The organism is Actinomadura hibisca NBRC 15177, assembly GCF_001552635.1.
GTDB classification, from domain to species: domain Bacteria; phylum Actinomycetota; class Actinomycetes; order Streptosporangiales; family Streptosporangiaceae; genus Spirillospora; species Spirillospora hibisca.
Window position 1 is genome coordinate 13,503 of the sequence record NZ_BCRO01000022.1, and the last position, 23,145, is coordinate 36,647.

The window sequence follows — 23,145 nt, forward strand, 5'->3', positions numbered from 1 at the left end:
CACCTGATCAGGCGTCCCAGATGTCCGGCTTGCGGGCGATCCACGGACGGGCCTGCTCCAGCTGCGCCGACAGCGAGATCAGCGTGCCCTCGCCGCCGAGCCGCCCGGCCAGCATGACGCCGATCGGCAGGCCCTCGTCGGTCCAGTGCAGGGGGACGCTCACGGCGGGCTGGCCGGAGATGTTGTAGGCGGAGGTGAAGGGGGTGAACATCTTCTGCCGCCGGAAGTTCTCCTCCGGCTCCTGGTCGTGGAAGTGACCGACGGGGACCGGGGGCTGCGCCAGCGTGGGGTGCAGGATCGCGTCGTACTCGTTCATCACCGGGAACGCGGCGCGCAGCGCGCCCTGAAGCGCGGCGTGCGCCTGGAACAGCTGCGGGGCGGACGTGGCGTTGCCGCGCTCGCGCAACCAGCGGGTCAACGGCTGGAGCATGTCCTCGCGCGCGGGGTCCACCGGCGTCAGCGTGGCCATCACGCCCCACAGCAGCTCGAAGTGCGGCACCATCTCCGGCCCCATCACCGGCGGCAGGTCCACCACCTCGTGGCCCAACTCTTCCAGCAGCCTGCTGGCGTCCTCGTAGGCGGCCAGGACGTCGGGGTGCACCTCGGCCCCAGGCACGATCGGGTCGGCGCTGCGCGCGATGCGCAGCCTGCCGGGCGGGCGCTCGGCGTAGCCGAGGAAGGTCCGCTCGACGGGCGGGGCCGCGTACAGGTCGCCGGGCATGCTCCCCGACATCACGTCCAGCAGCAGCGCGGCGTCGCGGACGGTGCGGGCGATCGGGCCGTTGGTGGACAGGCCGAACAGGTCGGGGATGACCGGGCCCTGCGAGACCCGGCCCCGGGTCGGCTTGATCCCGAACAGGCCGCAGGCGCTGGCGGGGATGCGGATGGAGCCGCCGCCGTCGCTGCCCTGCGCGACCGGGGCGAGGCCCGCCGCGACCGCCGCCGCCGCGCCGCCGCTGGAGCCGCCCGCCGACCGGGTCAGGTCCCAGGGGGTGCGGGCGGGCGGCGCCACGCCGCCCTCGGTGTAGCAGGGCAGCCCGAACTCGGGGGTGGTGGTCTTGCCGGTGAGGACAGAACCCGCTTCCCGCAGCAGCACCACGACGTTGTCGTCGGCGAAGCCGGTCAGGTCGTGGAAGGTGCGCGAGCCGAAGGTCATCGGCACCCCGGCGACCATGTTCAGGTCCTTGATCGGGATCGGGACGCCCAGCAGCGGCGGCAGTTCGGCCGGATCGGCGGTGCCGGTCACGAGTTTCTCGGCGGCCCGCGCCTGCTCGCGCGCCAGCTCGGCGGTCACGGTGACGAACGCGCCGACCTGCGGATTTACTCGCTCGATGCGATCCAGGTAGTGATCGACGATCTCAACGGGGGAAAGCTCGCGGGTACGGACGGCCGCCGCGAGCCGCATAGCGGTCAGGTCATGGGTAGGTGCCATAGGGCCGAACGGTAGACGCCGGGTGGCCGAGCATCAAAGATGGCAACGGCGGTCGTCCCCGGGGAAAGAGGGATGAATACCGACCTACCCGTTCACCCGCCGGTGAACCACGCAGGGAGGGCGACAAAACTATTAACCCGGCATGGCTAGTCGTCGAACGCGGAAAATGATTACTCTGCGCACGGAGGATCATGCTTCCGAACCGAAAGGAACACGGAGCGTCACTCATGGCCATCATGGAGCGGGGCAACGCACACCAGAAGGCACGGGGGCAGCCGGAGCAGGACACGCAGCAGGACCCGCCGCAGGATCCTGACCAGGGGCTCGACGCCGGGCCGCCGGAGCAGGAGGAGGTGGCGGCCGAGCCCGGAACCTACGGGCAGCTGCTCGGTGATCCGCAGATCCAGCGGTGGATCCGGCGGGTGGCCGTGGCGATCGTGGTCGGAGTCGTGGTCGCGATCGTCCTCGGTGTCCGCCTGGGCGTCACCGCCGCGATCGTCGCGGTCATCGTGGACGTGGTCCGCCAGTCCCGCCGCAGCTCCAGCGTGGCGGCCTGGCAGAAGTCCTCGGCGGCCGAGCGCCGCACCGAGAAGCAGCTGAAGTCCCTGGAGCGCAAGGGCTACCGCGTGCTGCACGCGCGCGCGGTCCCGCGCGACGACGAGGGCGTCAGCGACGGCCGGATCGACCACCTGGTCATCGGCCCGAGCGGCGTCTACGCGATCGACTCCGAGAAGTGGGACAAGCGGCTGCCGGTGCGCACGCTGTCGCACCGCAAGCTCTTCCACGGCCCCTTCAACAAGAAGGACCGGCTGGACGAGGCGCGCTGGGAGGCCGAGCAGGCCAGCCGGATCATCGGCGGGCAGGTCGGCTTCGAGGTGCCGGTGCAGCCGTCGGTGGCGATCTACGGGCCGTCCATCCCGTGGAAGGTCATGCGGGTCCGCGACGTGGACGTCTACTCGGGCAACCAGGCGCGGGGCTACCTGCGCCGCCGCCCGAAGATCCTCACCGACACCGACGTCCAGCGGATCTACCAGGCCGCCGAGCAGTCCCTGCCGCCGAAGTACAGCGAGTAGCAGGTCCGGGCGGTCCGCTCCGGGCCGCCCACCCCAGGCTCAACGACGAGCCCCCTGTGACCGGCCCCCGCGGGGCCGGTGCCGGAGGGGCACCTCGTCCGCCACGGCGGCGACGGGGTGCCGCTCCCTTTCCCGGGTCACTGACGCTCAGCCGTTCGGCGGGTAACCCGCCAGCTGCTCGCTGAGGAATCTGTCGAGACGGGCGCCGTCGGTGTACCGGTGCGCCCTCATGCCGAGCGTGGCGGCGGTCTGGACATTGCTGTCGCCGTCGTCGATGAACAGGCATTGTCCGGCGGTCGCGCCGAGCCCTTCCAGGACGGTGCGGAAAAGGCCCGGTGACGATTTCGTGGCGCCCAGGTCGCAACTGAAATACAGGTCCTCGAAGGCCGCCAGGGCCGGTGAGCGGCGCAGGATCGCGGCGAGGTCGGGCGGGCAGTCCGAGAACAGGACCGTCCGCAGGCCGAGGCGCGCCACGCGGCGGGCCGCGCGCAGCACCGGCACGTTGGCCAGCAGATTGGACCGCATGTCCAGGGCCCACAGCTCGTGGTGCTGCTCGGGGGTCCAGCGGGCGCCGGTGGCGCGCTGGACGCCGGTCCAGAACGTCGGGGCGTCGCCGGTGGTGTTGTAGCGCGGGCGCTCGGCCCAGAAGGCGTCCCAGAACGCCTCCGGCTCGACGCCCGCGACGTGTTCGAGGCGGCGCTTCTCCTCCTCGGGCGGGGGCAGCGCCAGCGTGCCGGCGTAGTCGAAGATCACGGTGGTGATCGGTGCGGGAGCCGGTGTCATCGGGGCCTCCTGGGACTGCCGGATGGTCACGGGGCGGGGCGGACGGCGGTCAGCTCGCGGACGCGCCGCAGGGCGTCGGGGGCGGCGACGGCGCGGTCCAGGCCCGCGTCCTCCCACTCCACCGAGATGGGCCCGTCGTAGGAGATGTGGTTGAGGGCGCGCATGATGGCCTGGAAGTCGACGTCCCCGTGCCCGACGGACACGAAGTCCCAGCCGCGCCGCTCGTCGCCCCAGGGCAGGTGCGAGCCGAGCCGGCCGTTGCGGCCGTCCAACCGCGTGCGAGTGTCCTTGAAGTCGACGTGGTAGATGCGGTCGGCGAAGTCGCGGACGAAGCCGGCGGGGTCGACGTCCTGCCACAGCAGGTGGCTGGGGTCGAGGTTGAAGCCGAAGGCCGCGCGGCGGCCGATCGCCCGGAGGGCGCGGTCGGCGGTCCAGTAGTCGTAGGCGATCTCGGTGGGGTGCACCTCCAGGGCGAACCGCACCCCGCGCTGGTCGAAGACGTCCAGGATGGGGTGCCAGGCGTCGGCGAAGTCGGCGTAGCCGCGCTCGACCTCCTCGGGCTCGATGGGCGGGAACAGGGTGAACGCCTGCCAGATCGGCGAGCCGGTGAACCCGACGACGGTGCCGGCGCCCAGCTCGGCGGCGACGCGGGCGACGTGCCCCATCTCGGCGGCGGCGCGCCGGCGCACGCCCGCGGCGTCGCCGTCGCCCCACAGGCGGTCGGGGAGCAGGCGGCGGTGCCGGGGGCCGATGGGGTCGCAGACCGCCTGGCCGACCATGTGCGCGGCGACGGCGTGCACGGCGAGGCCGTGGTCCTCCAGCGTGCGGCGCACCTCGGGCACGTAGTGCGGTTCGGTGACGGCCCGGTGCACGTCCAGGTGCCGCTCGACGCAGGCGAGCTCCAGGCCGTCGTAGCCCCAGTCGGCCGCCATGCGGCACAGGTCGGGGAGCGGGACGTCGCCCCACTGCAGGGTGAGGAGCGTGACGGGATGCGGCATTGCCTTCCCTTCTGCTAGTGGCCCGCAGAATTCAGCAATTCTCGGGCAGGGTTGATTCTGGCAATGATTAATGGATGCCAGAACCGATGCGATCGGCTTGTTAGAGATTCCTCGCGGCTATCCCTTCATCGCTTTCCGGCCATTTTGTGCGACGCATTTCCGGGTATTTCGTCGGCCAGGTCCGAATGAAGGGAAGAACAATGGTGAAACCTCCCTCCGTCGCGCTCGCGGAGGACTGCCTGCGCCGCGTCCGGGACGAGGTCCACGCGAGCCTCCGGCGCGCCGACCCGGAGGCGGCCGCGCGGCTGGTCGACGAGATCCGGGCCGCCCGCACGGTGTTCGTCGCCGGCGCGGGCCGGTCGGGGATGATGGCCTCCGCGCTGGCGATGCGGCTGGTGCATCTCGGGTTCGACGCCCACGTGGTGGGCGAGAGCACGACGCCCGCCCTGGCGCGCGGCGACCTGCTCGTCGCGTGCAGCGGTTCGGGGGACACGGCGACCGTGTTGTCGATCGCCGACGTCGCCCGCGCGACCGGCGGGCGGGTCGCCGCGGTGACGGCCGCCGCCGGAGCCCCCCTCACGGACCGGGCCGACCTGGTGCTGCTCCTGCCCGAGGGAGAGCGCGGGTACGACGCCGAGGAGACCGCGCAGTTCATGGGGACGCTGTTCGAGCAGTCGTCGCTGCTGTACTTCGACGCCATCGTGCTGGCGCTGGAGCAGGGCTCGCCGGTCACGCAGGCGCAGATGCGCGACCGGCACACCAACCTGGAATGACGCCCGGTGGCGGGCGCGCGGGAAACGCGCCAGGGCCACCGTGGGCCATCTCTCGACGCAGACCGCGCGCAAGAGGCGCGCCCGGACCACCTTGGGCCGCCCCTCGGCGCGGACCGCGCGCGGGGAGCGCGCCCGGACCGCCGCGTCCGCCCCTCGGCGCGGAACGCGCGCGAGGCGCGGCGGCTGAGGGAACACGGGGGCGGAAGGGCGGTCCGGACGCGTCGTGACGGCATGGCGGCGGCGGGCTCGGCGGTCAGGCCGCCGCGCGGGAACCGAGGTGGGCCTGGCGGCCCGCCCGCACCGCCGCCGCCAGCGCGGCGGCCGCGGCGGGCCGGTCGGCCGCCTCGAAGACCACCTTGGCCGAGGCCACGGCGGCGCAGCCCAGCTCCATGGCCTCGAAGGCGTCGGCGTGCCGGCCGATCCCCGCGCCGATCACGACGGGGATGCCGAGCCGCTCCACCATCAGCCGGAACTTCAGCGGCGCGATCAGCCCCTGCCCCGAGCCCACCGGCGATCCTTGGGGGAAGACGCCCGCGCAGCCCGCCCGTTCCAGGTCGGCGGCGTACCCCGGGTCGTCGGAGGCGTTGGGGAAGACCTGGAACCCGCGGTCCACCAGCTCGCGCGCGGCGCGGTACATCTCCACGGGCTCGGGGATCTGGTGGTCGCCGTCGTTGGTGAGGATGAGCTTGACCCAGCGGATGCCGGACAGTTCCGCGCCGTGCTCGGCGGCGCGGACGGCCTCGTCCGCGTTGGCGCAGCCGGCGGTGTTGGGCAACATCAGCACGTCGTGCCGGCGGAGGGTCTCGGCGATGAGGTCGTGCCGTCCCGGCTCCACCGGGGCGGTCCGGAGGGTGGCCACGCCCGCGCCGGACGCCTCCAGCACCGCGTCCAGGTCGCCGGTGTCGGCTTCCTCGGGGATGGCCAGGACGAGCCGGGAGGACAGTTCTTTGTCGCCGAGCCGCCAGGTGTCGTGCCCGGTCGTCGGAGCGGTCATCTCAACCTCCCTGGGTGAGGGTGACGATCTCGATGCGGTCGCCGTCCGCGGGGCGGCGGTGGTCCCAATCGTCCTCGGGCACGACGGCCCCGCCGACCGAGACCGAGACGTCGCCTGCGGGCAGGTCGAGCCGCCGCACCAGGTCGCGCAGCGTGTCGGAGGCGGCGACGCGGACGGGGTCGTCGTTGACGTTGACGGTGATGCTGTCGGTCATTCCTTGCTCCCTTCCACCAGGTCGCTGGGCAGGCCGGCCGCCTCGAACGCCGCCTGGAGGCCGGTGCTGCCGGTGAGTTGCAGGTGCAGGCCGTGCACCTGCCATTCGGCGACGCCGTGCCGGACCAGCGGGTCGCCGCGCAGCAACTTCTGCACGTCGTCCAGGTCGGTGTGCGGGGTGACGACGAAGCCCCCGGTGCGCGGTTCGCGGCGGCCGCCGAACAGCAGGTCGCCGCGCTCGAAGGCGGCCTCGACCCAGGCGCGGTGCTCGGGCAGCAGCTCGTCGATCCGTTCCAGGGGCGCGGTGTAGGTGTTCACCAGGAAGAACATGGGTCTCCTTGAACGGGGTGCGGCGGGCCCGTGCGGTCCGCCGCCGGGGGGCGGGCTCAGCTGGGGGTGTGCACGAGGACCTCGTCGGCGATGCGGGCGCGCTGGTCGGCGTCCAGGGCGGCATGGCCGAGCGCGACGCCGTCCAGCGGCGCGTGCGGCACCATCGCCCGGTAGGTGCCGGGCTCGACGGCACCTCCGTAGAGCAGCCGGGCGGGGCCGCTCCGCTCGTCGCAGAGCCGCCGGAGGGCGCCGGTGACGGTCGCGACGTGGGCGGCGTCGGCGGGGGCGTCGGCGCCGATGGTCCAGGCGGGTTCGTAGAGCACGATGAGGGGGGCGTCGTCGGGCATGCGGTCCAGCGCCGGCGCGAGCTGGCCCACGGCGGTGGTGGCGGCCCTCGGGGGCGTGATCTGTTCGGTCTCGCCGACGCAGACGACGGGGATCAGCGCCGCCTCGGCGGCCGCCGCCGCCTTGGCCGCGACCGTGGCGTCGTCCTCGCCGAAGACCCGCCGCCTCTCGGCGTGGCCGACCATGACGTGGGTGCAGCCGAAGTCGGCGAGCGTCCGCGGCGCGACCTCGCCGGTGCAGTCCCGGCCGTCGTGCCAGAGGTTCTGGGCCCCGTAGGCGACGCCGGTTCCGGCGAGGGCGCGTCCGGCCCCCTCCAGGGCGGTGTAGGGCAGCAGGGCGACGAATCCCGCGGCGCTCAGGCGTCCGGCGTCCCGGCGCACGCCTGCGAGCCAGGCGTCCAGGTCGCGTCGGCCGAGCTGCTGCTTGGTGTTGGTCAGGGTCAGCGGGCGGGGCGGGACGGGGAAGCTCATGGGACCTCTTCGGAAGAAGCTGCGGGGGCCGCCGGGCGGAGGTCCCAGGTGTGGTCGCGGCCGGGTTCCAGCAGGTGGCGGCGGCCTCGCACCACGACGGGCACGGGGCCCTCCGTCCGGGAGACCCGGATCAGCAGGCGCTCTCCGGACACGGCGACGGTGACGGCGGCACCGGCGGCGTCGCGCACGGTGACCTCGCAGCACGGCAGGCCGGGCAGCGGAGCGGGGTCGACGGCGAGGACGTCGCCGCGGCGGGTGACACCGAGCAGGCGACGCTGGACGAAGTCGGCGGTCCCGGCCAGCACGCCGAGGTGCACGCCCTCCTCGGTCGCGTTGCCCGGCCGCCCGGCGATGTCGGTCCGCAGCGCCTCCAGCAGGCGGTCGCGGACGCCCGGCATCCGCCACCGGTGCAGCACCCAGGCCATGACGATGGCGCTCAGCGACGAGCCGTCGGTGCAGCGCTCCTGGTAGTGGCGGACGGTGGCGCGCCAGACGTCCTCGTCCATGGCGTAGCCCAGCCGGTGGAACTGGGCGTCGAGAGCACGCGGGGAGTACAGGTAGCCGAGCATCAGGGTGTCGGGCTGCTTGCAGACCCGGTAGCGGTTGGTGGAGTCCCCCCGCTCTTCCAGGATCTCGTCCAGGCGGCCCAGCGACCCGTACCGGTCCCGGTACTCCTCCCAGGGGAGCTCCGGCAGGTCGGCCCAGCCGTCGAACTGGCTGACCACGCCGTCGTGGAAGGGCACGGCCAGCCGGTGGGCGACGTCGCGCCACCGGTCGAGCTCGGCCGGTTCGAGGGCGAGCGCGTCCTGGAGGGCCCGCCGGTCGCGGTCCGGCAGGGCGTTGAGGGCGCGTGCGGCGGTGTGCAGCGCCCAGGACGCGGTGACGTTGGTGTAGGCGTTGTCGTTCACCCCGGCGGTGGTCGAGCCGGGGTAGGCGTCGTGGAACTCGTCAGGGCCCATCAGCCCGTAGAGGTGGTAGCGGTCGTCGGCGGGGTCGTGGACGGCGGCGCTGTTCCACATGCGGGCGATCTCGACGAGCATCTCCGCGCCCTGGTCGCGCAGGAACCCGGCGTCGCCGGTGGTCCGGTAGTGCCGCCAGACGGTGTGGGCGACCGCGGAGCCGATGTGGCGCTGCAACCGCGTGTGGTCGGGGGTGAAGCGGCCGGAGCGGGGATTGAACCAGACCTCGTCGGCGACCTCGGTGCCGTCGGAGGCGCTCCGCCAGGGGTACAGGGCGCCGCGCAGGCCGGCGCGCTCGGCGTTGCGGCGGGCGGCGTCCAGCCGGGCGTGGCGGTAGTCCAGGTGGACGCGGGAGAGTTCGGGCAGGCGCAGGTCCAGGTAGGGCAGCACGGTCAGCCCGTCCCAGAAGATGTGCCCGTGGTAGCCCTCGCCGTGCAGCCCCCGGGCCGGGATGCCGGAGCCGGTCTCCGATGAGGGCGGCAGCGACTGGAGCACGTGGAACAGGTTCAGGCGCAGGGCGCGCCCCATGTCGTCCTCGGCCCGCAGGTCGGCGCGCGCCCACAACTTCCGCCATGCCTCGGCGTGTTCGGCGATGAGCGCCCGGGGGCCGGGCACGGCGGCCATGCGCTCCTCGCATTCGCGGACGGCGTCGGCCGGGTCCTCCTCGCACCTGGTCCGCAGCAGCACCGTCTTCTCCACGCGCACCGTCTGTCCCGCCGACAGCGGAACGGTCAGCAGATGGCCCACGCGCAGTCGGTCCCGCACCGGACGCTCAGCCGCGTGCCTTGGACGGGCGTCCGGTCCCGTGACGAGGCGGGTCCGCGCGGCCAACGCCGTGCCGAGCCCCGTTCCCGTGCAGCGGCAGGTGAGCCAGGACAGCCCGCCGGAGCCGGTGCCGAGGCGCACGTCTTGCAGATGGCATCCGTGCAGCGGCTCGTACTCCGCCGTGCCCTCGTTCGCGACGTCGGCGTCCAGGGCCGATTCCACGTGCAGCACGCCCGACCAGCCCTCGGGGCGGAACTCGGTCACCAGCAGGGCCAGGTCGCGACGTGCCATCGACACCAGGCGGGTCTGGGCGACGGTGAGCGTGCGCTGCCGGTCGTCGTGGGCTTCGAGCGTGCGCAGGAGCAGTCCACGGCGCAGGTCGAGCGTCTGCCGGTAGGTTCCGAGGCCGTTCGCGTCGGGAGACCACCAGGTGCCGCCGCGCGTCTCCCCCGCGCAGAGCCCGCAGGCGTCCTCGCCGTCGTGGGCGTGGAAGGCGAACCGCGTCGCGAGCCAGTTGGGCTGGTTGACCAACTCCTCGTGCTTCATCGGCCGTCCGTGCACGTGCGTGGTCAGCGAGCCGTAGTGTCCGGCGACCAGGGTCGTGGGGTAGTGGTACCGGCTCGCGGCGCATTCGGGGACGCTGCCGCGCGTGGCGAACACGCCGTTGCCCAGGGTGCAGAGGGTCTCGCGGTGCCGTTCGGCGGCCGGGTCGTATCCCTCGAAGCGCCAGGTCCAGTCGGCGGCGGCCTCGGCCGCGAGTTCCTGGCCCATCGTCTTCTGGTCGTGCCTCTCCAGTTCGTGCGTCACGTGGCCGTGCCCTCGTCGTGGGCGGCCAGCAGCAGATCGCTCAGGTCGGCGACGACGAGGTGGGCGCCCGCTCTGCGCATCCGGGCGCGCGACTCGGGCTCGTCACGCCGGTCCACGCCGATGACCAGCCCGAACCCGGCCCGGACCCCGGCCTCGATCCCCGCCTCGGCGTCCTCGACCATCACCGCGTGGCGGGGCGGGACCGCCAGCCGCCGGGCGGCCTCGGCGAACAGGTCGGGCTCCGGTTTGCCCGCGAGGTCCAGGCGCGCGGCCTCCTGCCCGTCGACCACGTGGGCGAAGCAGCCGAGCAACCCGGCCGACTCCAGCACCTCGCGGGCGTGGCGGGACGAGGAGACGACCGCCAGGGCGACGCCGGCGCGTTGCAGGGCGCCGACGAGCCGCACGCTGCCGGTCCACGACGACGCGCCCTGCTCGCGCAGCCGTTCGGTGAAGGCGCGGTCCTTGGCGGCGGCCACCGCCCAGACGCTGTCGGTGCCGGGCTCGTCGTCGGGCGTCCCGTCGGGGAGATCGACGCCGCGTGCGCGCAGGAAGGCGGCCGCGCCGTCGTGGCGTTCCCTGCCGTCGACGTGGCGGCGGTAGTCGTCGTGGCCGAAGGGCTCGTCGTCGCCGTGTTCCCGCAGGCAGGCGTCGAACGCCCGCCGCCACGCCGCCTCCTGCAGGTCAGCGGTGTCGACGAGCACGCCGTCGTTGTCGAAGACGACGGCCCGGCAGGTGCGCAGGACCGGAGCGAGATCCTCGGGCCGGAGAACCTCGGTGATCAGTGGCACGGTTTCTTCCCTCTCCTTACGCGGCGCGCTGTTCGACTGGCGGGTGATATCGGTTTTCGACGGACTGACGGGCGGGACGCCATTCCGATAAATGGTCGGAGCCGCATCGTGGCCCGAGCCGGCCGACGGAGCCGGTCAGCACATCAAGATCCATAAACCCGTGGCCAGCACCTCGCTGTCACCACCGACCCCGGGTGGCCGGTTCATAACCTACGGTAATGTCCGACTTTTGAGCGACAAGGTCCATCGGGGTAAGTTCGCCGTCACTTTTGCGGAAACGACTTTACAACCAGTAAGCGTTGTTGTTGAAAATGCCGCCGAGGGAAGGATGGAGCGCAAGGAACGGTCGGATCCGCGAAACGGCAGAGGGAGCGAATCGAATGGCCAACCGCAATACCGGGCGCCTGGCCGAGCGCGGGGTCTCGCTCTACCTGGACGACCTGGGCCGGGACCGGCTGGAGTCGGGACGGCTGGCCGAGCTGATCGCGGACTACCACGTCACCGGCGTCACGACCAATCCGTCGATCTTCAACGCGGCGCTGACCTCGGGCGACGACTACCAGGACCGGTTGCGGCTGCTGGCCGGCGTCGGGGCGACCACCGCCGACGCCGTGCGGATGCTGACCGCCATCGACGTGCGCGAGGCGGCCGACCTGCTGGAACCGGTCCACCGCCGCACCGGCGGCCGCGACGGCTGGGTCTCGCTGGAGGTCGACCCCCGCTACGCCCGCGACACCGCCCGCACCGTCGCCGAGGCCCGGCTGCTGCACTGGCTGGTCGGCCGGCCCAACGTGATGTTGAAGGTCCCCGCGACCGCCGAGGGCCTGCCAGCCATCACCGAACTCGTCGCCCGCGGCATCAGCGTCAACGCCACCGTGATCATCTCGCTGGACCGGTACGAGCAGGTCGTGGACGCCTACCTGGGCGGCCTGGAGCGCGCCGTCGCCGCCGGGATCGACGCCTCCCAGGTCGCCTCGGTCGCTTCTTTCTACATCTCGCGCCTGGACGGCCTGGTCGACGACTTCCTCGACGGCGCGGACGAGCGCAAGGCCGAACGGCTGCGCGGCCAGGCCGCCATCGCCAACGCCCGCCTCGGCCACCAGATCCACCGGCGGTCCCTGGACGCCCCGCGCTGGCGGGCCCTCGCCGACCGTGGCGCGCGCCCCCAGCGTCTGCTGTGGGCCTCCACCGCCACCAAGGACGACCGCTACCCCGACACCCGCTACGTCACCGACCTGGCGATCCCCGGCACCATCAACACCATGCCCGCCGCCACGCTGGAGGCGGTCGCCGACCACTGCGGCCCGCTCAGCGGGCCGGTGGACGAGGAGTACGCCGCCGCGCACGACCTCTTCCGGGAGCTGGCCGAACTCGGCTTCTCCTATGACAAGGCCGTGCGCGACCTCCAGGACCAGGGCATCGAAGGCTTCGTCGACGACTGGCAGGAACTGCACCGAACGGTGGGCGAAACGCTGTAGCGCCCACGACCCTGCGCACGGGAGGGCCCGCATTGCACGTACTGGGCGTCGTGTTCGACTGCGACGGAACCCTCGTGGACACCGAGCCCATCTGGGCGAGGGCCCGCCGGAAGCTCTACCAGGACCTGACGAGCCGACACCGCCCGGAGACGCCGATCGACGAGGGCCTCCTGAAGGAGATGACCGGCCTCAACCACCGCGACTCCGCCGCGAAGCTGACCGGACATCTCGGCCTGCCCGAACTCGCCGACCAGTCCGCCGCCCGGCTCAAGGACTCGGTGCTCGGACGGCTCGACGCGCTGGACCCCATGCCCGGCGTCACGGACGTCCTGGACCGGCTGCGCGGCAAGGTGCCGCTGGCGGTGGCCACCTCGGCTCCGCGCGAGGTCACCGAACGTTCGCTGGATCTGGCCGGACTGGCGGCGTCCTTCGGCGCCGTGGTCTGCGCGGGCGATCCGCTCGACCGCCTGGGCCGCTCCCGCAACGGCGACGTCCGGACCATCCGTTCCAAGCCCTGCCCCGACACCTACCTGGCGGCGTGCGCGCGCATCGGCGTCCGCCCCGAACGGTGCCTGGCGGTGGAGGACTCCGACAGCGGCCTGCGCTCGGCCCAGGCCGCCGGACTCACCGTCCTGCACGTCCACGCGGAAGCGCTCCGGCAGAAACGGTGCGACCACAGGGCCACGTCGATGGACGCCCCGGCGGCGCGCCGGTTCTTCGACCGCGCCCTGAGCTGAGACCGGCCGCCCCAACGAAACCGACGCCCCAGGAGGTGCGATGAAGCCAGGTACGATCCCGGCCGAGGACGTGGAGGCGGTACTGCGCTGGACGGGCGCGCGCATGCCCCTCGTCCAGGCCATCGCGGCGCGCTGGGCCCGGGAACGGCCCCTGGAGGGATGGCGCGTGTCGGCCTGCGTCCACCTCATCGCCACCACCGCGTCCACGCTGGTGGCGTTGCGCGAGGCCGGAGCCGACCTGGTCGTCTGCGGCACCCGCCCCGCCGCCACCGACCCCGCCGTCGCCGGGTGGCTCAGCCGCCAGGGGATCCGTGTGCTCGCCGAGGGCGCTCCCGGCGCGACGGACCCGGCGGAGGCGCGGCACGCGGCGCTGGAGCACGGCCCGCACCTGATCATCGACGAGGCCGACGGCCTGCTGGGCCCGCTGCACAGCGACCACCGCGACAGGCTGCCCGGCGTCCGGGCGGCGTCCGTGCACACCCTCACCGGCGTGCGGCGCATGCGCAGCTTCGCGGCCCGGGGCCGGTTGCGGTTCCCCGTCATGGCCGACGACGGCACGCCGCTCAAGCAGATCTTCGACAACCGCTTCGGCACCGGCCAGAGCACCCTGGACGCCGTCATGCGCACCGCGAACGTGGCGCTGCCCGGGGCCTGCGTGGTGGTCGTCGGCTACGGGCACTGCGGCCGCGGGGTGGCCGAACGGGCCCGCGCCCTCGGCGCGGACGTGGTGGTGACCGAGGTCGATCCCCTGCGCGCGCTGGAGGCGGCCCTGTCGGGGTACCGCGTCATGCCGATGGCCGACGCGGCGGGCGTCGGCGACGTCTTCGTCACCGCCACGGGCACGGTACGCGCCGTCACCCGGGAGCACCTGGCGCGGATGAAGGACGGCGTCTACCTCGCCAACGCCGGGCACTCCGACCAGGAGTTCGACGTCGCCGAACTCGCCGCGACGGCGTCGGGCCCGCACCGGCTCGCCCCGATGATCGAGGAGTACCGCGACCCGGCGGCGGGCCGCCGCTACCTCATGGCGGGCGGCGGCGCGGTCAACACCTCGGCCGCCGCGGGCCATCCGCCGGAGCTGATGGACCTCAGCTTCGCCCTCCAGCTCACCGGCGTGCAGTACCTGGTCCGGCACGCCGCGAGCCTCGGCCCCGGCGTCCACACGCTGCCCGCCGAGCTGGAGCGGCGCATCACCGCGGACAAGCTGGCGGCCATGGGGATCGGCATCGATCATGCCACCGCCGAGCAGGAACGCTACGTCAGGCAGGTGAGCGGCGAATCCGACGAGGAGTACGACCGCACCGCCCGGCGGGCCGGGAACCCCTGAGAACCGCGCCCCACCGGCCCCTTTCCCGCCCCGCCGGGCGTCGCGCCCGGCGGTCCTTTGCGCCCGTTGGTAGCATCGGAGCACGCCGCCGGCCCCCGGCACGACCTCTGCGAGCCGGCCGCAGCGCCGCGCGACCCGCCGCTGCACATGATCAACAAGTGCGATCGCCTGACCGCCCCGACCGGTGCGGCCGCGGTCATACGATCGACGACACAGCACGTCACAGGTTGGAGAGGTCACAATGCCCCCGCTCAGGTCACGGACGGTCACCCACGGCAGGAACATGGCCGGCGCCCGCGCGCTCATGCGCGCCAGCGGCGTCGCGCGGGAGGACTTCGGCAAGCCGATCGTGGCGGTGGCCAACAGCTTCACCCAGTTCGTGCCCGGCCACGTGCACCTGCGCGAGGTCGGCGACGTCGTCGCGGCCGCGGTGAAGGAGGCCGGCGGCGTCCCCCGCGAGTTCAACACGATCGCGGTGGACGACGGCATCGCCATGGGCCACGAGGGCATGCTCTACTCGCTGCCCTCCCGCGAGCTGATCGCCGACGCCGTCGAGTACATGGTCAACGCCCACCAGGCCGACGCCCTGGTCTGCGTCTCCAACTGCGACAAGATCACGCCGGGCATGTTGCTGGCCGCGCTGCGCCTCAACATCCCCACCGTCTTCGTCTCCGGCGGCCCGATGGAGGCGGGCAAGCCCGTCGAGGGCGTCATGAACGGCCACAAGCTCGACCTGATCGACCCGATGATCGCCTCGGCCGACGACTCGGTCAGCGACGCCAAGCTGCTGGAGATGGAGGAGAGCGCCTGCCCGACCTGCGGGTCGTGCTCGGGCATGTTCACCGCCAACTCCATGAACTGCCTCACCGAGGCGATCGGCCTGGCCCTGCCCGGCAACGGCACCGTGCTCGCCACCCACACCGCGCGCCGCAAGCTGTACGAGGACGCGGGCCGCACCGTCCTGGACATCGCGCGCCGCTACTACGAGCAGGACGACGACTCGGTCCTGCCGCTCAACATCGCCACCAAGGACGCGTTCGAGAACGCCATGGTCCTGGACATCGCGATGGGCGGCTCCACCAACACGATCCTGCACCTGCTGGCGGCGGCCGTGGAGGGCGGCGTCGACTTCGGCCTGGACGAGATCGACGCCCTGTCGCGGCGCGTCCCGTGCGTCTGCAAGCTGGCCCCGGCCACCGCCAAGTACCACGTCGAGGACTGCCACCGCGCGGGCGGCATCCCGGCCCTGCTGGGCGAGCTGAACCGCGCCGGGCTGCTGCACTCGGCGGCGCACTCGATCCACTCGGCCTCGCTGGACGAGCTGGTCGACCGCTGGGACCCGACCTCCCCCAACGTGCTGCCCGAGGCCCTGGAGATGTGGCACGCCGCGCCCGGCGGCGTCCGCTCCACCTCGGCGTTCAGCCAGTCGGCCCGCTGGGAGGAGCTGGACCTCGACCGCGAGAACGGCTGCATCCGCTCGGCCGAGCACGCCTACACCGCCGACGGCGGCCTGGCGGTGCTGCGCGGCAACATCGCCCCCGACGGCGCGATCGTGAAGACCGCGGGCGTCGAGGAGGAGCTGTGGACCTTCTCCGGCCCCGCCGTGGTCTTCGAGAGCCAGGACGACGCGGTCGAGGGCATCCTGGGCGGCAAGGTCAAGGCCGGTGACGTGGTCGTCATCCGCTACGAGGGCCCCCGGGGCGGCCCCGGCATGCAGGAGATGCTCTACCCGACCAGCTTCCTGAAGGGCCGCGGCCTCGGCAAGGCGTGCGCCCTGATCACCGACGGCCGCTTCTCCGGCGGCACCTCGGGCCTGTCGATCGGCCACGCCTCCCCCGAGGCGGCCGGCGGCGGCGTCATCGCGCTGGTCGAGAACGGCGACCCGATCGTGATCGACATCCCGAACCGCGTGCTGGAGCTGGACGTCCCGGCCGACGAGCTGGAGATCCGCCGCGAGAAGCTGCTGGCCGACCTCGGCGGCTACCGCCCGCGCGACCGGCACCGCCCGGTGAGCGCGGCGCTGCGCGCCTACGCGGCGATGGCGACCTCGGCCTCCACCGGCGCCGCCCGCGACGTCGGCCAGATCGACGGGCTGTGAGGTGGGGGCGGGCGGTTACCCCTCGGGTAATGGCCCGCCTTCCCCGCCGGGTCATAGCTTCTTACCTGTCGGACGGAAAACCCCGTCTCAACCAGGAGGAACCGATGACCGCCTACGCCATGGCCCACCTTCGTCCCACCGCGCTGCCCAACGACGAGGTCCTGGACTACATCGAGCGCATCCAGGCCACCATGGATCCCTTCGGCGGCCGGTTCCTGGTGCACGGCAGCGAGGTCGAGGACGTGGAGGGCGAGTTCGAGGGCGCCCTGGTCATGCTTGAGTTCCCTGACAAGGCAGCCGTCCGCGCCTGGTACGCCTCGGACGCCTACCAGGAGATCCTCCCGCTGCGCACCCGCAACATTCCCGGCACCCTCTGGATCTGCGAGGGCGTCGGGGACGGCTACGACCCCCGCGCGACGGCGGCGAGGATGCGGGCGATGCGGGACGCCTAGCCGCAGCAGCCGCCCCCGCAGCAGCCCCCGCCCCCACCCGACGGCGGCGGGGCCGGGGCGCCGCCGCGGGCCGAGCCCGTCACGGCGACCGTGGACAGCAGCTTGACGGTGTCGGCGTGCCCCTCGGGGCAGGCGGCGGGCGCGGACGCCTCGCTCATCGGGCGGGACACCTCGAACGTCGATCCGCAGGCGCGGCAGCGGTAGTCATAGCGTGGCACCCGCCCAGGATAGGTCCCCGGCGGCGGGCCCGTCAGGCGGCCGGCTCGGTCACGTAGGGGGCCCACTGCGGGTCGCCGTCGTGCACGATGCCGATCAGCCGCCAGTGCGCGCCGCGCGGCACGCCCGGGGTGATCTCCAGCGTCCAGCCCAGCTCCTCCAGCAGCCGGTCGGCCTTGCGGTGGTTGCAGGTGGTGCAGGAGGCGACGCAGTTCTCCCAGACGTGCTGGCCGCCGCGGCTGCGCGGCAGCACGTGGTCGATGGTCTCGGCGCGGCGGCCGCAGTAGACGCAGCGGTGGTTGTCGCGGCGCATCAGCGCGGTCCGGGTCAGCGGCACCCGGGTGCGGAAGGGGATCTTGACGTAGCGGCGGAGCCGGATCACCGAGGGGACCTCGACCGCCATGGTCGCCGAGTGCAGCACCGCACCGGCCGAGTCGTAGTGGACGATCTCCGCCTTCTCGCGCAGCACCAGGCAGACCGCGCGGCGCAGGGACAGGGTCGTCAGGGGTTCGTACGTGGCGTTGAGGAGGAGGACCTGGCGCATCAGGCGGCCTCCGCCGGGCTGCGTCCTGCGTTGGCCTCGGCGGGCGCGCTCGGGCGCGCCTCCAGCCGAGGCCCGATTATTGTCTCCGGCACCTGTGCACCCACCATGAGGACCTCCCCAGGGGCGAAGCGACCCGGAATAATAGTGACCTCTGGGGAGGGTCGTTCGCTACCCCATTCGTCCCCACAAGCGGTGCGGATCGAACGTGCCGGGCCCCCGGAGACCGTGCGCCCGCGTGCCGCCGGGGGCCCGCCGGATCAGTCGTCGGCGTCCGCGGCGTCCGCCCGCTGCCAGGTGACCCGCCCGGTGATCTGCACGCTGCCCGAGGTCGTGGCCGGGATCGCGGCGACCAGCGTGCCCTTCTTGCGGCCCGCCGTCGCCAGCCTGCCGTAGTCGCAGCGGACGGAGGTCGCCAGCACCTTGCACGGCGCGCTGACCGAGGTGACCTTCAGCTGCGGCGTCAGCCGGTGAACCAGCACGACCTTGTCGACGGCCTCGCCGCCGCTGTTGCGGACCGTCCAGTCCCAGGTGACGCTGTCGCCCTCGGCGGAGATCTCCGGCGCCGAGTAGAGGAAATCGACCTTGGCGGCCGCGTGCGCCGGCAGCGCCGTCGCCGACAGCGGCGCGGCGAGCGCCACCGCGCCGGCGAGCAGGCGCGCGCGCCCGGTGAGGATGCTCTTCATACTTCAACCCCCGTTTGGAAGAGCCGGATGACCATGCCCTTCTACCGAACAACCCCGGCGCGTTCATCTCGCCACACGTGACAACCGGGCAGGCATGCCACACGTCTGTGTTCCGATGACCCTTCGGTCACGAACTCCCCCCGAGACAGAGAAAGTTGCCCAGTGCGCACCATCACCACCCTTACGGCCGCCTGCGCGCTCGCCGTGTCATTGTCGGCCTGCGGCCCGGAGGCCGAGGACGCCGGCGGCAAGGCCGGGAAGGGCTCCGCCCCGGCCTCCCCGTCCCCCGCCCGGACGCTGACGCTGGCCGAGGTCAGCGGCGCGGTCGCCAAGCAACTCGCCGCCGACAAGACCGTCAGGGTCACCGGCGGCGGTGTCTCGCGCGGCGAGAAGGTGCAGATCAACATGGTCATCGGCACCGCCGCCGGGCGGCCCGAGTACGACATGACCGTGGACGCCCCCGCCAAGGACGGCAAGACCGGGCGCGTGCAGATGCTCCTGCTCAAGGACGCCTTCTACCTGCGGATCGACGGTGACGAGATCGAGCCGGGCAAGCCCTGGGCCCGCGTCGGCGCCGACTCCAAGAACCCGCTCGCCAAGATCTTCATGGTGATGGGCTCGACGATGAAGAACTCCGTCGACCCCCAACAGCAGCAGCTCACCGCCGACGCCGGCGGCCGCCTCACCGGCGCCCGGCCGGAGAAGGTCGGCGGCGTGGACGCCACCCGCTACACCGTCGCCGTCGACATGACCCGGGCCATCCAGAAGGTGGACCTGCGCAAGTACCTGGCCGACACCGCCGGGCAGCTCGCCCAGGTCCCCGGCCTGGACGCCGCCACCAAGGCGAAGGCCGACAAGGCCGCCAACCTGAGCGACGCCGACCTGGAGAAGCTGCGCGCCAACATGCTCAAGGCGGTGCGGGGCTCCACCGCCACCACCGACTTCTGGCTGGACGGCTCGGGCCGCCCGCTGAAGCAGGCCACCGAGGTGGTGGGCGGGGCGCAGGCGCAGAAGATGGAGCTGACCTACTCCGACTGGGGCAAGGCGGCCCTCACCGTGCCGCCGCCGGGCCAGGTCACCGAGATGCCGGACATGCCGAAGATGCCGTGACGCCCGTCGTGGCGGTCCCGCGGGTGGGCGCGGGGGCTGAATAGGGTTCAGCACATGAACCGACCGTCGTACCCGCCCGCCCCGCGCGAGGACATCACCGAGGACCTGCACGGCCACCCGACCGACGACCCCTACCGGTGGCTGGAGAACCGCGACGACCCGGGCACCCGCGTCTGGCTGGCCGCCGAGGACGACCTGTTCCACGAGGTCGTGGACGCGCTGCCGGGCCGCGAGCGGCTGCGCAAGCGGCTGGGCGAGCTGCTGGCGGCGGGCAGCGTCGGCACGCCGGTCTGGCGCGGCGGGCGGCGGTTCTTCACCCGCCGCTCGGCCGACCAGGAGCACCCGGTGCTGTACACCGTGGATCCGGACGGCGGCGAGCGGGCGCTGCTCGACCCGGTGGCCCTGGACCCCGAGGGCACCACCACGCTGGACGCCTGGTACCCCGACAAGGAGGGGCGGCGGCTGGCCTACAAGGTGTCGCACGGCGGCGACGAGGAGGCGCTGCTGTACGTCCTGGACGTGGCGTCCGGCGAGCGCGTCGAGGGGCCGATCGACCGCAGCCGCGAGTCGTCGGTGGCGTGGCTGCCCGGCGGTGAGGCGTACTACTACGCCCGCCGCCTGCCCGCCGACCAGGTGCCCGAGGGCGAGTCGCAGTACCACCGGCGCGTGTTCCTGCACCGCGTCGGCACCGACCCCGACGCCGACGACGTGCTGGTGTTCGGCGAGGGCCGCGACAAGACCGACTACTACGGCGCCGGGGTGAGCCGCGACGGCCGCTGGCTCACCATCACCGCCTCCCAGGGCACCGCGCCCCGCAACGACCTGTGGATCGCCGACCTCGCGGCGTCCTCCCCCGAGCGGCCCGAACTGAAGGCCGTGCAGGTGGGCGTGGACGCCTCCACCGGCCTGTACGTGGGCCGCGACGGCCGCGCCTACGTCTTCACCGACCGCGACGCGCCCCGCTCGCGGCTCTGCGTGGCCGACCCGGCCGACCCCGCCGAGTGGCGCGACCTGATCCCCGAGGACCCCGAGGCCGTGTTGTCGGACTTCGCGATCCTGGACGACCTGGACCGCCCCGTCCTGCTGGCCGGCTGGACCCGGCACGCGATCAGCGAGATCACCGTGCACGACCTGGCGACCGGCGAGCGGATCGGCGAGGTCCCGGTGCCGGGCCTCGGCTCGATCGGCGGCCTGGTGGAGCGCCCCGAGGGCGGCCACGAGGCGTGGTTCGGCTACACCGACAACACCACGCCGTCGTCGGTGCTGCGCTACGACGCGCGCACCGGCGAGACCAGCGTGTGGGCGCAGGCGCCCGGCACCGTCGAGGTCCCCGACCTCGACGCCCGCCAGGTCGCCTACACCTCCTACGACGGCACCACCGTGCGGATGCTGGTGATCTCCCGTCCCGGCTCCACCGGCCCGCGCCCGGCGATCCTGTACGGCTACGGCGGCTTCAACATCTCGCTCACCCCCGCCTACTCGGCGGGCATCCTCGCCTGGGTCGAGGCGGGCGGCGTCTACGCGATCGCCAACCTGCGCGGCGGCTCGGAAGAGGGCGAGGACTGGCACCGCGCGGGCATGCGCGAGCGCAAGCAGAACGTCTTCGACGACTTCCACTCCGCCGCCGAGAAGCTCATCGCCGACGGCCTGACCACCAGCGACCGGCTCGCCATCTCCGGCGGCTCCAACGGCGGCCTGCTGGTGGGCGCGGCCCTGACGCAGCGGCCCGACCTGTACAAGGCGGTGATCTGCTCGGCGCCGCTGCTGGACATGCTGCGCTACGAGCACTTCGGCCTGGGCCAGGTGTGGACCGACGAGTACGGCACGGTGACCGACGCGGAGGAGTTCGAGTGGCTGCGCGCCTACTCGCCCTACCACCACGTCGAGCTGGGCGTGGCCTACCCGGCGACGCTGTTCACCATCTTCGACAGCGACTCGCGGGTGGACCCGCTGCACGCCCGCAAGATGTGCGCGGCGCTCCAGTACGCGACGTCGTCGGACGCGCCGATCCTGCTGCGCAACGAGACGGAGGTGGGGCACTCGTCACGCTCGGTGTCGCGCTCGGTGAACCTGATGACCGACACACTGTCCTTCCTCGCCGCACAGACCGGCCTGCCCCTGGAGTAGGCGTGCCCTCGGTCACACCGGGCCCGAGCGGGCCGCGAACCGTATTGACGAATGGTCGAATAGAGGGGTGAGCGCCATGACGCGGCCTGACCGCCTGACCGGGCTGCTGCGGCGGCCGCCCCGCGACGCCGACCGCCCGTCCGGCTACCTCGACCTGCTCGGGCCCACGGCCGAACCGGCTCCCACGCTCGCCCAGCACGCGATGCGCTCCACCCTGCTGCCGCAGATCTACGAGCGCGTGTGGCGGCCGGTCGGCTTCAACCTCGCCAAGGGCTGGCCGTTCGGCCCCGACACCGCCGCCGAGCAGGCGCTCGCCCGCGAGTGGCTGGGCCTCGCCGCGCCCGGCGACGCCGACAAGCCCGCCGCGACCGTGCTGGACGTGGCGTGCGGCCCCGGCAACGTGACGCGCGCCCTGGCGGCCGGGGTCTCCGACGACGGCCTGGTCGTCGGGCTGGACGCCTCGGCCACCATGCTCGCGCGCGCCGTCGCCGACACCGCCGAGCCCACCGTCGAGTACGTGCGCGGCGACGCGGTGGACCTGCCCTTCAGGGACGGGGTCTTCGACGCGGTGTGCTGCTTCGGCGCCCTCTACCTGTTCGACGACCCGTGGGCGGCGGTGGACTCGATGGCCCGCGTCCTGCGCCCCGGCGGGCAGCTGATGATCCTCACCACCCGCCGCCCTCGGCTGCCGGTCTCCCGGCTGGCCACCGAGGCGTTCGGCCGTGTCGCGGGGGTCACGATGTTCGGCGACCGCGAGGTCACCGCCGCCCTGCGCGACCGCGGGTTCACGCGGGTGCGGCACCGGCGCTTCCCGCTGATGCAGGTCACCGCCGCGCAGCGCTGAACCCCGCCCGTCACCACCGCGCAGCGCTGGACTCCACCCGTGCCCGGCCCCCGACGAGCGGACGGGCACGGATGGGGCTCAGCGTTCGACGCCCGCCGGTCGTCCGGCCGGTCCTCCGCCTCGCGGCTCGGGGACCGGCCGGACGACCGGTTCAGCACAGGCGTTTCTCGATGTAGATGTTGACGATGCCGCCGATCGGTTCGCGCCGGATCTCGCGCCAGCCGAACGAGCGGTACAGCGCCAGCGCCGGGCCCTGGAACTCAGTGGTGTCGCCGCGCAGCACGCGGTAGCCGAACTCCCTGGCACGTTCCTCCAGGGCCTGCACGATGCCCGCGCCGTAGCCGCGGCGCTGCACGTCGGGGCGGACCCTCAGCCGCACCATCTCGGCCACCTCCAGCCGCTGGTCGCCGGGCGTGTAGCCACCGAAGGCCCTGGCGCGGCCTCCGGGGACCAGGTCGGCGCGGCGCAGGCCGCCCATGGCGACGATCTCGCCGCCGAGCTCGCCGACGAGGAACTCGCCGTCGTTGCGGAGATAGATCTCCTCCATCCGGAAGAAGTCGTGGTCGTAGTAGACGCCGTCGCCGGGGCGCAGCCCCACCTGGGCGAGCCCCTCCTGGTGGAGGGCGAGGACGGTGGCGTGGTCGGGGGTGCGGTAGCGCCGCAGCCGCAGGTCGCCCAGGGCCCAGGCGGGGGGTTCCCGCTGGAGCCGGACGGGCGAGGGCCGGCCGTGGGCCTGGGGCGTTCGGGCAGGGGGCGTCTGCCCCTCGGGGTGCCGGGGGGCGCCGTCACGGGGGTCCAT

The 23,145-nt window shown here is 73.1% G+C and carries 23 protein-coding genes; 10 read left to right on the top strand and 13 right to left on the bottom strand.

The window, feature by feature from the left end:
- Window positions 1-7 precede the first annotated feature (7 nt).
- Window positions 8-1,432: an amidase gene (locus AH6_RS10620; protein WP_067477633.1), complete on the bottom strand. Its 1,425-nt coding sequence runs from the start codon at window positions 1,430-1,432 to the stop codon at window positions 8-10.
- A 227-nt stretch (window positions 1,433-1,659) separates the two neighbouring features.
- On the opposite strand from AH6_RS10620, the gene AH6_RS10625 reads away from it, so the two are divergent.
- Complete coding sequence (locus AH6_RS10625) at window positions 1,660-2,505, top strand: nuclease-related domain-containing protein (RefSeq protein ID WP_067477636.1); 846 nt, start codon at window positions 1,660-1,662, stop codon at window positions 2,503-2,505.
- A gap of 147 nt (window positions 2,506-2,652) precedes the next feature.
- Here the strand turns inward: AH6_RS10625 and AH6_RS10630 are convergent, their stop codons facing one another.
- Together AH6_RS10630 and AH6_RS10635 are read right to left on the bottom strand one after the other, a co-directional pair.
- Window positions 2,653-3,288 carry an HAD-IA family hydrolase gene (locus AH6_RS10630; RefSeq protein WP_067477639.1) on the bottom strand — a complete coding sequence of 212 codons (636 nt, stop codon included), beginning with the start codon at window positions 3,286-3,288 and terminating at the stop codon, window positions 2,653-2,655.
- 26 nt (window positions 3,289-3,314) lie between these two features.
- Window positions 3,315-4,286 carry a sugar phosphate isomerase/epimerase family protein gene (locus tag AH6_RS10635; RefSeq protein WP_067477642.1) on the bottom strand — a complete coding sequence of 324 codons (972 nt, stop codon included), beginning with the start codon at window positions 4,284-4,286 and terminating at the stop codon, window positions 3,315-3,317.
- Between the two features lie 200 nt (window positions 4,287-4,486).
- Here AH6_RS10635 and hxlB point away from each other — a divergent pair, with 200 nt between their 5' ends.
- The gene (gene hxlB / locus AH6_RS10640) at window positions 4,487-5,059 is read left to right on the top strand and encodes a 6-phospho-3-hexuloisomerase (protein WP_067477645.1); all 573 of its coding nucleotides are present in this window, start codon (window positions 4,487-4,489) and stop codon (window positions 5,057-5,059) included.
- Between the two features lie 253 nt (window positions 5,060-5,312).
- On the opposite strand, the gene AH6_RS10645 is transcribed toward hxlB, so the two are convergent.
- The 6 genes from AH6_RS10645 to AH6_RS10670 are packed head-to-tail and all read right to left on the bottom strand — an operon-like array spanning window position 5,313 to window position 10,730.
- Complete coding sequence (locus tag AH6_RS10645) at window positions 5,313-6,053, bottom strand: beta/alpha barrel domain-containing protein (RefSeq protein ID WP_067477648.1); 741 nt, start codon at window positions 6,051-6,053, stop codon at window positions 5,313-5,315.
- Window position 6,054: 1 nt separating this feature from the next.
- The gene (gene thiS, locus AH6_RS10650) at window positions 6,055-6,267 is read right to left on the bottom strand and encodes a sulfur carrier protein ThiS (protein WP_067477651.1); all 213 of its coding nucleotides are present in this window, start codon (window positions 6,265-6,267) and stop codon (window positions 6,055-6,057) included.
- A complete protein-coding gene (locus AH6_RS10655) occupies window positions 6,264-6,596 on the bottom strand; it encodes a YciI family protein (RefSeq protein ID WP_067477654.1) in 333 nt (110 codons plus the stop codon). The genes thiS and AH6_RS10655 overlap by 4 nt, the downstream gene beginning before the upstream one ends.
- A 56-nt stretch (window positions 6,597-6,652) precedes the next feature.
- A complete protein-coding gene (locus tag AH6_RS10660; RefSeq protein ID WP_067477657.1) occupies window positions 6,653-7,411 on the bottom strand; it encodes a triose-phosphate isomerase in 759 nt (252 codons plus the stop codon).
- Window positions 7,408-9,942 (bottom strand): glycoside hydrolase family 65 protein, encoded by a 2,535-nt coding sequence (locus tag AH6_RS10665; RefSeq protein WP_218005775.1) that lies wholly within the window; start codon window positions 9,940-9,942, stop codon window positions 7,408-7,410. The genes AH6_RS10660 and AH6_RS10665 overlap by 4 nt, the downstream gene beginning before the upstream one ends.
- Window positions 9,939-10,730 (bottom strand): HAD family hydrolase, encoded by a 792-nt coding sequence (locus AH6_RS10670; protein ID WP_245679259.1) that lies wholly within the window; start codon window positions 10,728-10,730, stop codon window positions 9,939-9,941. The genes AH6_RS10665 and AH6_RS10670 overlap by 4 nt, the downstream gene beginning before the upstream one ends.
- A 380-nt stretch (window positions 10,731-11,110) precedes the next feature.
- On the opposite strand from AH6_RS10670, the gene tal reads away from it, so the two are divergent.
- From tal to AH6_RS10695, 5 genes are all read left to right on the top strand, one after another.
- Window positions 11,111-12,208 (top strand): transaldolase, encoded by a 1,098-nt coding sequence (tal, locus tag AH6_RS10675; protein WP_067477659.1) that lies wholly within the window; start codon window positions 11,111-11,113, stop codon window positions 12,206-12,208.
- A gap of 32 nt (window positions 12,209-12,240) precedes the next feature.
- Window positions 12,241-12,945: an HAD family hydrolase gene (locus tag AH6_RS10680; protein WP_067477662.1), complete on the top strand. Its 705-nt coding sequence runs from the start codon at window positions 12,241-12,243 to the stop codon at window positions 12,943-12,945.
- Between the two features lie 40 nt (window positions 12,946-12,985).
- Window positions 12,986-14,272, top strand: coding sequence for an adenosylhomocysteinase (locus AH6_RS10685; protein WP_067477665.1), 1,287 nt, complete (start codon window positions 12,986-12,988; stop codon window positions 14,270-14,272).
- A 241-nt stretch (window positions 14,273-14,513) separates the two neighbouring features.
- On the top strand, window positions 14,514-16,370 hold the full coding sequence (gene ilvD / locus AH6_RS10690; RefSeq protein WP_067477668.1) for a dihydroxy-acid dehydratase: 1,857 nt from the start codon (window positions 14,514-14,516) through the stop codon (window positions 16,368-16,370).
- A 104-nt stretch (window positions 16,371-16,474) separates the two neighbouring features.
- A complete protein-coding gene (locus tag AH6_RS10695) occupies window positions 16,475-16,822 on the top strand; it encodes a DUF1330 domain-containing protein (RefSeq protein ID WP_067477671.1) in 348 nt (115 codons plus the stop codon).
- Here AH6_RS10695 and AH6_RS10700 read toward each other — a convergent pair.
- From AH6_RS10700 to AH6_RS10710, 3 genes are all read right to left on the bottom strand, one after another.
- On the bottom strand, window positions 16,819-17,040 hold the full coding sequence (locus AH6_RS10700) for an FmdB family zinc ribbon protein (protein ID WP_067477674.1): 222 nt from the start codon (window positions 17,038-17,040) through the stop codon (window positions 16,819-16,821). The two genes, AH6_RS10695 and AH6_RS10700, sit on opposite strands and share 4 nt — an antisense overlap.
- A 32-nt stretch (window positions 17,041-17,072) precedes the next feature.
- A complete protein-coding gene (locus AH6_RS10705) occupies window positions 17,073-17,582 on the bottom strand; it encodes an HNH endonuclease (RefSeq protein WP_067477677.1) in 510 nt (169 codons plus the stop codon).
- Window positions 17,583-17,839: 257 nt separating this feature from the next.
- Complete coding sequence (locus AH6_RS10710) at window positions 17,840-18,265, bottom strand: DUF11 domain-containing protein (RefSeq protein ID WP_067477679.1); 426 nt, start codon at window positions 18,263-18,265, stop codon at window positions 17,840-17,842.
- Window positions 18,266-18,427: 162 nt separating this feature from the next.
- Here AH6_RS10710 and AH6_RS10715 point away from each other — a divergent pair, with 162 nt between their 5' ends.
- From AH6_RS10715 to AH6_RS10725, 3 genes are all read left to right on the top strand, one after another.
- A complete protein-coding gene (locus AH6_RS10715) occupies window positions 18,428-19,375 on the top strand; it encodes an SCO4651 family lipoprotein (protein ID WP_067477682.1) in 948 nt (315 codons plus the stop codon).
- Window positions 19,376-19,429: 54 nt separating this feature from the next.
- Window positions 19,430-21,502 (top strand): prolyl oligopeptidase family serine peptidase, encoded by a 2,073-nt coding sequence (locus AH6_RS10720; RefSeq protein WP_067477685.1) that lies wholly within the window; start codon window positions 19,430-19,432, stop codon window positions 21,500-21,502.
- 76 nt (window positions 21,503-21,578) lie between these two features.
- Window positions 21,579-22,346, top strand: a complete 768-nt coding sequence (locus AH6_RS10725) for a class I SAM-dependent methyltransferase (protein WP_067477688.1) — start codon at window positions 21,579-21,581, stop codon at window positions 22,344-22,346.
- A 151-nt stretch (window positions 22,347-22,497) separates the two neighbouring features.
- Here AH6_RS10725 and AH6_RS10730 read toward each other — a convergent pair whose 3' ends face one another.
- Complete coding sequence (locus AH6_RS10730; RefSeq protein ID WP_083982585.1) at window positions 22,498-23,145, bottom strand: GNAT family N-acetyltransferase; 648 nt, start codon at window positions 23,143-23,145, stop codon at window positions 22,498-22,500.

What these genes read in the sequence shown, in the direction of transcription:
- AH6_RS10620 (WP_067477633.1), bottom strand. Translation starts at nt 1,432, where the DNA reads ATGGCACCTACCCATGACCTGACCGCTATGCGGCTCGCGGCGGCCGTC.
- AH6_RS10625 (WP_067477636.1), top strand. Translation starts at nt 1,660, where the DNA reads ATGGCCATCATGGAGCGGGGCAACGCACACCAGAAGGCACGGGGGCAG.
- AH6_RS10630 (WP_067477639.1), bottom strand. Translation starts at nt 3,288, where the DNA reads ATGACACCGGCTCCCGCACCGATCACCACCGTGATCTTCGACTACGCC.
- AH6_RS10635 (WP_067477642.1), bottom strand. Translation starts at nt 4,286, where the DNA reads ATGCCGCATCCCGTCACGCTCCTCACCCTGCAGTGGGGCGACGTCCCG.
- hxlB (WP_067477645.1), top strand. Translation starts at nt 4,487, where the DNA reads ATGGTGAAACCTCCCTCCGTCGCGCTCGCGGAGGACTGCCTGCGCCGC.
- AH6_RS10645 (WP_067477648.1), bottom strand. Translation starts at nt 6,053, where the DNA reads ATGACCGCTCCGACGACCGGGCACGACACCTGGCGGCTCGGCGACAAA.
- thiS (WP_067477651.1), bottom strand. Translation starts at nt 6,267, where the DNA reads ATGACCGACAGCATCACCGTCAACGTCAACGACGACCCCGTCCGCGTC.
- AH6_RS10655 (WP_067477654.1), bottom strand. Translation starts at nt 6,596, where the DNA reads ATGTTCTTCCTGGTGAACACCTACACCGCGCCCCTGGAACGGATCGAC.
- AH6_RS10660 (WP_067477657.1), bottom strand. Translation starts at nt 7,411, where the DNA reads ATGAGCTTCCCCGTCCCGCCCCGCCCGCTGACCCTGACCAACACCAAG.
- tal (WP_067477659.1), top strand. Translation starts at nt 11,111, where the DNA reads ATGGCCAACCGCAATACCGGGCGCCTGGCCGAGCGCGGGGTCTCGCTC.
- AH6_RS10685 (WP_067477665.1), top strand. Translation starts at nt 12,986, where the DNA reads ATGAAGCCAGGTACGATCCCGGCCGAGGACGTGGAGGCGGTACTGCGC.
- ilvD (WP_067477668.1), top strand. Translation starts at nt 14,514, where the DNA reads ATGCCCCCGCTCAGGTCACGGACGGTCACCCACGGCAGGAACATGGCC.
- AH6_RS10695 (WP_067477671.1), top strand. Translation starts at nt 16,475, where the DNA reads ATGACCGCCTACGCCATGGCCCACCTTCGTCCCACCGCGCTGCCCAAC.
- AH6_RS10705 (WP_067477677.1), bottom strand. Translation starts at nt 17,582, where the DNA reads ATGCGCCAGGTCCTCCTCCTCAACGCCACGTACGAACCCCTGACGACC.
- AH6_RS10710 (WP_067477679.1), bottom strand. Translation starts at nt 18,265, where the DNA reads ATGAAGAGCATCCTCACCGGGCGCGCGCGCCTGCTCGCCGGCGCGGTG.
- AH6_RS10720 (WP_067477685.1), top strand. Translation starts at nt 19,430, where the DNA reads ATGAACCGACCGTCGTACCCGCCCGCCCCGCGCGAGGACATCACCGAG.
- AH6_RS10725 (WP_067477688.1), top strand. Translation starts at nt 21,579, where the DNA reads ATGACGCGGCCTGACCGCCTGACCGGGCTGCTGCGGCGGCCGCCCCGC.
- AH6_RS10730 (WP_083982585.1), bottom strand. Translation starts at nt 23,145, where the DNA reads ATGGACCCCCGTGACGGCGCCCCCCGGCACCCCGAGGGGCAGACGCCC.